This window comes from Micromonospora sp. RP3T, assembly GCF_003027925.1.
GTDB lineage: Bacteria > Actinomycetota > Actinomycetes > Mycobacteriales > Micromonosporaceae > Micromonospora.
The window spans coordinates 17,950-29,974 of record NZ_PYPS01000060.1; the positions used below are offsets into that span (position 1 = coordinate 17,950).

Below are 12,025 nucleotides of genomic sequence, written 5' to 3' on the forward strand. Positions count from 1 at the left end.
CGGGGTGACAGGAGAGGGGATCACCCCCGCGTGCGCGGGGAGCAGAGCGATGCGAGCGTGAGCGTCGACGTCGGCGCCGGATCACCCCCGCGTGCGCGGGGAGCAGCCCCGCTCGGCTCCGGCCGGCGGGGGCGCTTCGGGATCACCCCCGCGTGCGCGGGGAGCAGCACACCAGGCGGCGGCCGAGCAGCGGCTGCAACGGATCACCCCCGCGTGCGCGGGGAGCAGCGGCGTGCCGGCGGCCCGACGTGGGCCGGCGAAGGATCACCCCCGCGTGCGCGGGGAGCAGAGCGGCCAGCCCCGCTGGACGTTCACCCACGAGGGATCACCCCCGCGTGCGCGGGGAGCAGTTCACCGAGGAGATGCAGCACGCCGCGGTGTCGGGATCACCCCCGCGTGCGCGGGGAGCAGATCAGTTCGGCACTCTCGGTGACTGGGAGAACGGGATCACCCCCGCGTGCGCGGGGAGCAGGTGTCATCAATCCACGAATACACCTTCGTGAGCGGATCACCCCCGCGTGCGCGGGGAGCAGGTCACCATCACCGGCACGCCGACCGGCGGCACCGGATCACCCCCGCGTGCGCGGGGAGCAGCGTGACGGTCTCGGCTCCACGCCGAACACCAGCGGATCACCCCCGCGTGCGCGGGGAGCAGAAGGTCGACCTTCAACTGAAGAGACGCGTTGGCGGATCACCCCCGCGTGCGCGGGGAGCAGATGGGCGTTGTTCCTGAGCACGGTCGCAACCGTGGGATCACCCCCGCGTGCGCGGGGAGCAGACCCTTCTTTCCGCCCCCTCAACCTGGGAAACGGGATCACCCCCGCGTGCGCGGGGAGCAGCACGACCGCATCGGCCACATCGTCATGCTCCGCGGATCACCCCCGCGTGCGCGGGGAGCAGGGACCCCTCGGCGGGGCAGAACGGTGCACCGTGGGGATCACCCCCGCGTGCGCGGGGAGCAGAAAAGCCCGACGGCCCGTGGAAGGCACACGTCGGGATCACCCCCGCGTGCGCGGGGAGCAGAGCAATAGTCCCATGACCGAACTCACCGTTAGCGGATCACCCCCGCGTGCGCGGGGAGCAGGGAGGGGGGCGACATTCCCAGAGGGTAGCAACAGGATCACCCCCGCGTGCGCGGGGAGCAGAGCACCTTGCGGGCCGGCGGCTCGATCAGGTAGGGATCACCCCCGCGTGCGCGGGGAGCAGGTGAAGCGGGACGGCCCGCGCACGTTCACGCCCGGATCACCCCCGCGTGCGCGGGGAGCAGTGCTGCCCGCTGCTGGTGTTGCCGGTGGTGGCGGGATCACCCCCGCGTGCGCGGGGAGCAGGACTCTGTTTCGGTCCGGTACTTGTGGCCCTACGGATCACCCCCGCGTGCGCGGGGAGCAGCACGAGCGCTTCTCGTCCCACATGGCGACCGCGGGATCACCCCCGCGTGCGCGGGGAGCAGTCCTGTTCTGCGCGCATCCGTTCGGCCATCTCGGGATCACCCCCGCGTGCGCGGGGAGCAGACTACTTGACCTGGGGCGCTAGAGATCGACTTCGCGGTTTTCATTCACTATGGTCTGCAAGATCGTTTCCCTCTGCTCTCGGTCTGGCATCTAGCCGACACCCTGGCGATCTCAATGAAAGCGTAGTTAGTCAGTGCGCCTTCGGCGAGCCCCTCTGGCCACCATCCACTCACCGATGGCTCGGGCATGCGCCCAGTTCCTCCAGTGGATCGGGATCCCGTCGAGGCCGTAGATCCAGGACGTCAGGTACGTCGCTCTCGCCATCCGCCTGCCGCTGTAGAAGGAGCAGCAGGTCTTCCTGCCGGGGCTGACCGAACGCGAGCCGATATCTCACCAGCTCGGCCTTGAGTCTCGCGAATCTCGACTGGTCGCGGCTCAGCGGATAGGGCAGGACGTGTCGTTCGATCTTCGCTGGTCCGGAGAACACCCAGTACGGCGCGAAGTCACCCAGCTCTCCGGACTCTGCTCGGGCGGCGTCGTACAGGGCTCTCCAGACGTCCGGATCCGCCGAGCGCAGGGCGTCGGGCCGGTGTGCGTCGGCGACGTTGCGACGTACGGAGTGCCCACCGAAGCGGTGGACGCGTCCTTCGCGTTGCTCGAAGTCGACGGGGTTGGCCGGGGTGTTCCAGTGCACGACTGCTGAGCACCACTGGTGGAAGTCGATGCCTTCCTGTCCCGCGCTGGTAGTGGCGACGACGAACGGCCAGAACGGGCTGTTGAAGGCCCGACGTACGACCATCTTGCGGTTGACCTGCGACTGCTCTTCACCGCGGCCGCCGTAGCGCAGGGCGAACCGCCCGGGCAGCTTGATGGGCTGCTCCGGGTGGTGCGGGTCGAAGGCTTCGTACGTCGACTGTCGGCTGGCCATCGCCTGCCGTGCTTCGTCGGCGATCTTCCACAGCTCACAGTCGTCGAGCGGGGTGTCGGAGGCTGTGCTGCGCAACGTGTGCAGGTGCTCGTCGAGGACGGCCTGCAGCCCGCCGGCCGCGCAGTAGCGCAGCACTGCCTGCCAGTAGACCTTGCCCATCGTCAGGTGGTCGAGTAGCTGTGCGGACTCCGGCCGGTTGAACAGGGAACGTAGACCGCTGGCGAGGAGCGCGGCTGCACGCCAGTGCCCCGCGGGCGTGACGTGGTTGCCGGGTTCGATCAGCCGGGACAGCGCTCGCCAGGCGATGTTGCCGGGACCGTGCATACCGATGGCCACCATGCTGTCGATCAGCCCGTCGAGCTGGCCCTGCGTCGGATAGCCGGCCTGGCTCATCAGCTCCCGCGCTCGAGCAACGTGTCGGTCCAGACCCGTTGCCGCATGCGCCTCGTCGGCGGACAAGCCGAGAGCGGTAGCAGGGTCGTTGGCGCCTGGGTCGGCGCCTGGCCATCGGAAGAGCAGCTCCCATGGCTCAGCTGGTGCCGGCACCTCGACCCCTTCTTCGGCTGAGGCATGGGCAAGGAGCCGGCTTCGGACCTCTCCTTCGAAGTCGTTCAGTGGTGCGATGGCGTCTGGTCGCTGGCGAGCCATGGCCAGCGGGTCACACAGTGCCGCGAGTGTGGGGTGGGGCCAGAAGAGCGCGAGGACGCTCATCGCCGCCGGACGCTCGTGTTCGATGCGGTAGTCGAGGTGTCGATGCCCCTCACCCGCCGCGCCCAGTTGCCGCTCGGCCTCGTAGCTGAGAAGGCCCGCAACGGCGGTAGGAGTGGCATTCCAGGATGAGAACAGCAAACGCTTGGTGATGCCCTCACGCGCCGCGGTAGCGAACGGTTCACCGAGCGCGTGATAGGGGAGCGACGGTGGCAGCCAGAGGAGCTGCCACCAGCCCCGGTCAACGGTGTGGGCAGCGAGTTGCCGTAGCCGGCCGTTACCGAGGTCGACGGGCTCACGTCGGCCGATCGTCTCGGCGTCAAGCAGTTGAGCCGTGCCCAGCAGCATTGGCACGTCGGGATCTATCCGGTCCTTCAGCGCCGCCCGGACCTTGGCGCCGAGCTGGTAACCGTCGAGGAAGTTCAGGAAGTACGGCGCGGACTTCCAGTACTCGACCGTCATGGGGGCGCCGACAGCTTTAGCGATCTTGCGCATCGCGACGTAGCTACGTACATCTCGCGGGTTGACGTCGTCGGCCAGGGTGACGTGTTCGCGCAGCATGTCGTGCTGGCCGAGGCCGGGTCGCTCTGTGCGGCACATGACCGTCAGCAGCAGGCTGCGCAGCCACTCGCGCAGGTCCGCGCAGGGCTCGCCGCGGACCAGGGCTTCCCGGTACGCCTCGAACGCCTTCGTCACGTCGGCGTGCCAGGACTCGTCGTCGGTGAGGAAACGCAGGACCTGCCGGAAGTCGCTGTAGTGTTCCTCGCCTGTGGCGGCTTCTTCGGCGAAGGTGAACGGCTTGTAGGGGGTGGCGGACAGCAGCAGCACCCGGGCGTCCCGGTAGTCGAACAGGTGCCGGGCCAGTTCGGCGCCCTCGCCGCCGTTGTCGTCGAGCAGCTCCCGGAAGCGCTGGAACTCGTCGAGGATGATCAGGTCGGGTTCGAGGACCTCGACGCCGGCGGTGGCCAGCGCTGTACGGAGATCACCGGTGAGCCTGCGGGCGGTCTCCCGCAGCGCGGTTGGTAGCGCGGGGCGCCGCCCGATCCCATCCAGCAGTGCGTCGAACCTGTCGAGGAGGCCCCGTTGCCGGGCACGGCGCAGGAACTCGTCAGCAATCGTGGGGTTGATCTTTCTGCCCAGCTCCCCCCACAGCCGGTCGCACTCGCGCTCGAAGCGTTCAGGTGTCGCGATGCCGGCCTGCAACGCCCTCAGCGCCGCCCGGGTTCGCCAGCCGTCCCATGAGCCTGCCTGCTCAAGGAGCAGGAACAGCAGTGCGCGTTCCTCAGCTGTGCCGGTGCGCCAGCCCTGGTCGAAGGATGTACCGGGGGTGAAGGCGACCAGGTTGACCGGCTTGCCGGCGGTAGCGGTCACGGCGTTGAGCCGGTCCGTGTACTTGGCGAGCAGGGTGAGCCGACTGGACAGCGTTACCGTCTCGTCCGGGGTGATCCGAAGCCGGTCGATGTTCTGGCGCGCCACATCCTGGTTGGAGCAGACGTAGATGACGTCGACCCGCTCGACGCTGTCGTCGTCCTGTAGACGCTGCAGGGTCTGAGCGATCACGCCTCGGGCGACCACGCTCTTGCCGAGACCGGTCTCATCGGCGACCAGGAACCGGCGGGTCGGGTCGGCGCCGAAGTAGCGGTCGACGACATGTGCGACGGTGTCGCGCTGGAAGTCCTTCAACCCGGCCATGACCGGGCCGGCGTCGTACCGCTTCACGCGAGCACCTCCTCTGCCATCGCGTCCCGCGCCTCGGTGATGATCTTCCAAAGTTCGGCGAAGCCAGGCGGAAGTAGTCGCCTGCTGCTCCCGCTCGCCTCGATGCGGCTGACGAGCCGGGCCAGGTCGTCGAGTTGCTCCGGCCGGTCGACGAGAGCGTTGAGAAGCAGTTCGAAGATCCCGGCCCCGCCCGTACGCCAGGCCCCAGCTCCGCCGGCGCCACCGCTCACCGCGGCAGCGGCTTCCGTGCCGAGGCCGAGCATCAGCAGCAGGAACCGCAGGAACTTCTCCGGTGTGTCGATCTGCTCGGCGATGACGTGATCGAGGCGGTGCGCGGGATCGCCGACCAGGGTAGCGAGGACGACGGCTTGCTCCCGGCCGGTGCTGTCCTCCGCGGTGACGATGACGAACGGAGTGATGTCGACCAGCATGAGCCCAGTGAACGCCGTGTCGACCGGCTGTCCCGCTGCGAGCGTGGCCGCCTCGCCTCGGCGGGTGTGCAGCTGCGCGGTGATCCGTACGCCTGGCACGTCTGGCACAGCGTCTTCAGACATCAGCCGGATTCGGTAGCTGTCCGCCTCTGAAGTGACGGAAGCCAACAGCGGTAGCGCCGCGAGGTCGCGGATCAGGTTTCGTAGACGGTCCGCCTCGGGACCTACATCGCCGCTGGTTTGACGCTCGTAGGGTTCGAGGATCTCGCGGAACGCTGCCTTTGGGCCGAGGAGGGCATCGATGCCCCACTGAGTGCGGCCACCGACTAGCTCCACCAGCAGCTCGACGTTGCCGTCGAACGCCGCAGCGGTAGCGTTGGCGGAACCGAGAAGAACCCGGGCCTGCTGACCCTTCTCCACCACGTACACCTTGGCGTGGAGCCCGGTGAGCACATCCTGGCCCGACGGCGATTCCTCAGTCGGCAAACCCGCCAGCTCGTTGATCACCAGAGCATCGGCGCCCGTCAGGCTCTCGTCGGAAAGGCAGTCGAGCGTCTCCTGGCGGCTCACCAGCGCCGGCTTGCCACTCGGAGCGCAGCGGTCGAGGCCCTCCGGAGTGCAGAACGGTGAGATGACCAGATGGCGTGTGCCAGCGAAGTCCGGTCGTTGAGCACCAGGCACTCCCAGCGCGTGGAAGAACATCGCAGAGGCACCCTCGGGGTACTCCCACTCGGCTCGACGCAGATCCTCACCCAGCGCCTCGATTGCCGCCTGCCGATCCGCCGGCAACGGGGCGACTGCCAACCGCATCGCGCGTTGCAGCAGGTCGAAGAGGGGCTTATTGCCCTTCACGCGGCGAGTTCCCGGATAGCCCTCCAGGCGCAGACACACGTCCCAGCTGCGGTCCTTGGTCAGGTTGCGGCTGAGCACCAGCAGGCGCAGTGACGTCTCACCGGTGGCCTCGTCCCCGAAGCGCAGAGCCCATAGCTTCGGGTGGAACAGACGTCCCGGCCTGGGCCGACGGACCTGGTGGACCATCGGCTCGACGAAGGCCAGCAGCGCCGACTTCGTCGGCGGCACCGCGATCTGCCCGGCCTGACAGAACACGTCGATCCGGTCGGCGCAGCGCCGTACGCCTTCCATTACCGCGATCGGGTCGGTCGACTCATGCAAGCCGTGTGCTGCAAAGGCCAGCGGGGCTACCAGCAGACTCTCCAGATCCAGCGTGAATGTCAGGGCCACGGCGCGGGACATCCGCATACCCGGCGGCGGGCGCAACGCGTCGAGCAGCAGGGAGCGAGTATCAGGCGCGAGCACCGGCAGCCTCCGGCAGGTCGGCGGCATAGCCGTCGTGGATGTCAATGAGGATCCGGCGCACCTGCGGCCACCGGTAGACCAAGGGTCTGCTGCCGGAGGCGCCACTCCACGTACGCAACAGCTTGTCGTTGACCAACCGCGACTGCCCCTTCTTGACCGCTCGTTCCCGCTCAGCCACCAGGTTGCGCAGGCTCTGGTCCGTGACGGCGTTGTGCGCCGCTCCGCTCGTGACCGCGTCAAGCCAACGTTCGACGAACCGCCGAGCAGGAGCGTTCGATGCGATTCGCGGGTTCTTTTCGATCAGCCGGATCCACATGGCCGATCGGTCCCAGCCCTTGAGGCCCTGCTCGGCTAACACACGCTGATTCCAGTCCAGCAGCAGGTCGCGGTATCGGGCAGCAGGCGCCTCACGTTCGGTCAAACCGGCAGCCTCATACCGTTCCGCCACCAGGAGGTTGTACAGCAACGCCGCTCCGTGGATCGCCAGCGAGAACAGCGCGGCATCCCGTACCACCGGGCCGATCGGACCCGGCGCGGCCGCCACCGCCCGCTCCTCCCACGGCGCCTCACTGTCCCAACCGGGGCGATGCTCGGGGTCGAGAAGGTACGCCAGCAGCGTGTCGGGCGCCGCGGCCAGGAGTCGCTCTCGCAGCCAGCGGCCCTCCTCCGGCCGCAGCCTCAACCCACCCTCGACCACGTCCGGAAAGCCCTTCGGCGCGGCCGGCAATGTCGCATGCCAGGTGCCGTGTGCTCGCTCGGTCAACTCGTCCGCCTCGGCCGAGCCAACGCCGAACCGGCGGTCCGATGAGCCCTCATCGTCGCCAGTGCGGATGCCGTATCGCAGCAGCGCGGCTGCGTAGATGGTCGACGGCAACGTCCGTACCGCGACACCAGCCCGACGGCCGATCACGCCCTCGGTATCGTCGCCCTTCATCAGGGCGGAGATCACCTTCCGCTCGCTGCGGTCCACCTGCTTCGTGAGGCGGTCGCCGAGTAGTCCTCGCCGCTCGGCCTCCTGGTAGCACCACGGCACGATCAGCAGGTAACGCGCCCGGGTCTGCAAGACGGAGGTGCCTGGGAAGAGCAGATCGCTGAACGCGTCGCGGACCTGGCCAGTACCCAGCTCGTCCCGGCTCTCCGTGTCGCTGAAGAGCTTGAGCAGCTCGCGCATCCGCTGCTGATCGTCGCGAGAGCTGTCCAGCCAGCTCAGTCCTGAAGCCATGAATACCCTCCGCCTACGCTTCTGCCGCATCGATCAGGCCGCTCAGAGGGGACGTCGGCAAGGCGATCCACCCTTCGGACCGTGCGGCGACCCGCTGCTCGTCATCCGGCGTGGTGGCTCTGCCGATTGCAGCCGCGCGGGCAGCCAACGATGCGATCACCGCATCGAACGCGTCGTGGCTACGCCGGGCCAACGCCTCGAAAGCGCCCAGCTCCAACCAGGGCGCGGCTGCGCACAACGCGGTCACAAGATCGGCATGCTGGACCTGCTGGCGCCGCCCCTTGTAACCGCGATGCGTCAAGCTCCAGCAGCTCAAAGCCGCTGCCGGATACACCTCGACGATCCGGCCGTCTCCGCAACGGTCGACATCCTGACCGTGGGTCGCGAGCATCGACAGCAGACGGGCACAGCGGAAGGCGGCGTGCCCGATTCGGTCCGCGGCGACGCTGAGCGGGATGATCCCAGTCTGCTCGCGCACTACCTCGTCAGTTTGGCGATAGGCCAAGTGGCGCCGCCACAGCCCACCCTCGCCGTCGCTGGCGGCGATATGGCCGGCCTGGTGGGCAGTGACGAGTGCGACGAAGGGCGCCGGCCACCCGAGTGGACAGTCCAACCCGGTCTTGTCCGAGTGGCGGCTCGCCTCGACGATTTGAGCGTCGCTGACGCCGAGGAGCAGGTCACGTACTACTGCTCGGCCCGGCAGCCATTCAACTGCGGCCATTGCCGTGCGTTTGTCTGCGGCTGCGAGGTCAACGCCGACGGTTAGCACCGCACCACTGTAGGTACCGTCGGGCTTGGCGGCCATGATCCGATCGACGTTCGTTGCCAGACGTTCAGCCGCTAAGCAGCGCCGTTTCTCCTGCGCTTTGCCGGATCGACAGGATTGGCATGCCTTGATGACAGGGATTGCCCCGCGACGGAGCGAGGCCCGTTTGGCCACTTCCTTGGATCATCTCCACCTGCGCGGGGAACGGCTTGCGCGAGCCGGGCCATATAGGTCGCCGGCCGGGATCAGCCCCACGAGCGCGGGGAGCAGCGCTTGCGGGTCCCGGCCGGCCGCGCCGCCCGAGCATCCCCCCGCGTGCGCGGGGACCAGCAGCCGGCCGGAGATCCGGTCGGGCATCATCATGGATCACCCCGCGTGCTCCGGGAGCAGATCATCTAGCGGAAGTCGGTGTTGCCAAGCTGCGGATCACCCCCGCGTGCGCGGGGAGCAGGCCGCCCTGGTCCTCGCCCTTGCCCCGCCGAAGGGATCACCCCCGCCTGCGCGGGGAGCAGACGCACGGCAACACGTCCGCGCTGGTCAGGAACGGATCACCTGCGCCTTCGCGGGGAGCAGGGCGGGTGAGAGACCGTCGGCCACCCGCCAGGGATGACCCCCGCGCGTGCGCGGGGAGCAGCCCACGCCGGCCCCGATGAGGAACCACTTCCAGGGATCGCCCCCGCGTGCGCGGGGAGCAGCTGAAGGTCATCAACAAGTTCGGCGGATACAAGGGATCACCCCCGCATGCGCGGGGAGCAGAACACGAGCCACCTGTCGTCGGCGGGGCTGAAGGGATCACCCCCGCGTGCACGGGGAGCAGCGCACCGCGTGCAGGTCGCCGAGCCCGGTGATGGGATCACCCCCGCATGCGCGGGGAGCAGACCAGGGCCACGGCGGGCGAGAGGGTTGAGGGCGGATCACCCCCGCGTGCGCGGGGAGCAGGCCGCGCGTACCGCGCTGGCCGCCAAGTTCCGGGGATCACCCCCGCGTGCGCGGGGAGCAGGCGCCGAACGACACCACCCGCACCTTGTCGCCCGGATCACCCCCGCGTGCGCGGGGAGCAGGCTCGCCCCTCACCGGGCCACCTCGGCGGCGAGGGATCACCCCCGCGTGCGCGGGGAGCAGTTCAACATGGTGAACAGGTGCAGCAGCAGATCGAGATCACCCCCGCGTGCGCGGGGAGCAGGAGGTGAGCATCGACTGGTCCGGCGACGGCCAGGGATCACCCCCGCGTGCGCGGGGAGCAGGTCGGATCGTCATAGAACAGCTGCTCGCCGCCGGGATCACCCCCGCGTGCGCGGGGAGCAGGCACAGCGTCGCCGGGTCGACCAGCGGTGCGCCGGATCACCCCCGCGTGCGCGGGGAACAGTCGATCGGGTTGGTCGAGACCTCCCAGACCAGCGGATCACCCCCGCGTGCGCGGGGAGCAGCGGCGAAGGGCGGCTTCGGCGAGGTCGATGGTGGGATCACCCCGCGTGCGCGGGGAGCAGCCCTTGGCGGTGAACAGGATCGACCGGCCGATGGGATCACCCCCGCGTGCGCGGGGAGCAGGTCGTGCGGCGGCCGGACGATCACGCCCCGGATCGGATCACCCCCGCGTGCGCGGGGAGCAGTCTTCCAGGTCCTTGGCGGTCAGGTTGGTGATGGGATCACCCCCGCGTGCGCGGGGAGCAGGTAAAACGGATACCGCCGGTCGGGGCGATTTCCGGATCACCCCCGCGTGCGCGGGGAGCAGGGGTGGGCGCTGGAAAAGGCCATGCGGCTTGTCGGATCACCCCCGCGTGCGCGGGGAGCAGATCGTCCAGCAGCCGGAAGGCGCCGGTGGAACCGGATCACCCCCGCGTGCGCGGGGAGCAGAACCGCGGCTGCGACTGGGCGGCGTACGGCCTGGGATCACCCCCGCGTGCGCGGGGAGCAGCACGGTGAGCCCGGCCGAGATGCTCGGCTGCCCGGATCACCCCCGCGTGCGCGGGGAGCAGCGTAACCGCGGGGACGTGCTGGCGTGCGCGTACGGATCACCCCCGCGTGCGCGGGGAGCAGGTCGGAGGACGCCCGTGCGGGCGACCCGGGATCGGATCACCCCCGCGTGCGCGGGGAACAGCCCGCATCTTGCACCGGAGGTTGAGGTGTACTGGGATCACCCCCGCGTGCGCGGGGAGCAGGGCGCGTCCACCGTGAAGGGATCGAGCTGGCTCGGATCACCCCCGCGTGCGCGGGGAGCAGATGTCGTTGTCCTGCGGACGCCACGCAGGGGCGGGATCACCCCCGCGTGCGCGGGGAGCAGGGCAGGGCTGGCCCGGACGACATCGAGCAGCGGGGATCACCCCCGCGTGCGCGGGGAGCAGGACCAGGCCACCAAGGATCGTTTCCTGCGGGACGGATCACCCCCGCGTGCGCGGGGAGCAGTAGGTCAGCGTGAACGCCGCACCCGTCGTGTAGGGATCACCCCCGCGTGCGCGGGGAGCAGTCTTTGTGAAGTTGCGCAAGCGGCCCTGCCACCGGATCACCCCCGCGTGCGCGGGGAGCAGTCGTCCGGCCCTCGCCAACCGTCGCCAGCAGGAGGATCACCCCCGCGTGCGCGGGGAGCAGGCCCGGTCCATCGCCGTCTCGCGGAGCAGGGGAGGATCACCCCCGCGTGCGCGGGGAGCAGATCCCGAGCGCGCGGGCGCGACCCTCCCATGCCGGATCACCCCCGCGTGCGCGGGGAGCAGGCGAGTTCTTCCGGAGTCACGCCGCCTCCACCCGGATCACCCCCGCGTGCGCGGGGAGCAGGGTGTGCGGTCACTGGGCGAGATCATGACCGACGGATCACCCCCGCGTGCGCGGGGAGCAGCACCCGACCACGACCCATGCCGGCGCGATGTCGGGATCACCCCCGCGTGCGCGGGGAGCAGAACGTGTTCTCGGTGCTCGGCGACCCGGCCCTCGGATCACCCCCGCGTGCGCGGGGAGCAGTCGTCGTGCGGGGCATCCCGACGGGCCCGGACCGGATCACCCCCGCGTGCGCGGGGAGCAGCCATGGATATCGCCTCTCACTCGCTGTCCCAGCGGATCACCCCCGCGTGCGCGGGGAGCAGGGTCAGCCGTCGACGGAGACGGTGGGGTACGTCGGATCACCCCCGCGTGCGCGGGGAGCAGAAGTGGGACAGCCTCAACAAGACGGTGAACGCGGGATCACCCCCGCGTGCGCGGGGAGCAGAGGATCGCCTTGCGCAACTCCCGGGTCAGCTCCGGATCACCCCCGCGTGCGCGGGGAGCAGCCCAGGAAGGTGCGAGAGCCCTTGGAAGAGCTGGGATCACCCCCGCGTGCGCGGGGAGCAGCGAAATGACAGCGGTTTGCGGCCCATGGCGAGGGGATCACCCCCGCGTGCGCGGGGAGCAGACCGAGATCATGGACGACTTCGCGAACCGGACGGGATCACCCCCGCGTGCGCGGGGAGCAGACGGTGGTGGCGGACAGGGTGATCTGCTCACCCGGATCACCCC

General features: G+C 69.6%; 4 protein-coding genes and 2 CRISPR repeat arrays (1 of these 6 cut by a window edge). All 4 genes read right to left on the reverse strand.

Going from position 1 to position 12,025, the window contains the following annotated elements; genetic code table 11:
- Nucleotides 1-1,511: a CRISPR direct-repeat array (repeat unit 28 nt; unit sequence GGATCACCCCCGCGTGCGCGGGGAGCAG) (it extends 1,323 nt beyond the left edge of the window).
- Between the two features lie 169 nt (nt 1,512-1,680).
- The 4 genes from C8054_RS30410 to C8054_RS30425 are packed head-to-tail and all read right to left on the reverse strand — an operon-like array spanning nt 1,681 to nt 8,581.
- Nucleotides 1,681-4,806 (reverse strand): helicase-related protein, encoded by a 3,126-nt coding sequence (locus tag C8054_RS30410; protein ID WP_107162602.1) that lies wholly within the window; start codon nt 4,804-4,806, stop codon nt 1,681-1,683.
- Nucleotides 4,803-6,554, reverse strand: a complete 1,752-nt coding sequence (locus C8054_RS30415; protein ID WP_146180010.1) for a phospholipase D family protein — start codon at nt 6,552-6,554, stop codon at nt 4,803-4,805. The genes C8054_RS30410 and C8054_RS30415 overlap by 4 nt, the downstream gene beginning before the upstream one ends.
- Nucleotides 6,541-7,776 (reverse strand): DUF6361 family protein, encoded by a 1,236-nt coding sequence (locus C8054_RS30420; RefSeq protein WP_146180011.1) that lies wholly within the window; start codon nt 7,774-7,776, stop codon nt 6,541-6,543. Before C8054_RS30420 ends, C8054_RS30415 begins: the two co-directional genes overlap by 14 nt.
- Nucleotides 7,777-7,789: 13 nt before the next feature.
- Nucleotides 7,790-8,581, reverse strand: coding sequence for a DUF429 domain-containing protein (locus C8054_RS30425; protein WP_233220247.1), 792 nt, complete (start codon nt 8,579-8,581; stop codon nt 7,790-7,792).
- A gap of 141 nt (nt 8,582-8,722) precedes the next feature.
- Nucleotides 8,723-11,982: direct repeats of the CRISPR family, unit length 28 nt; unit sequence GGATCACCCCCGCGTGCGCGGGGAGCAG.
- The last annotated feature ends 43 nt before the right edge of the window (nt 11,983-12,025 follow it).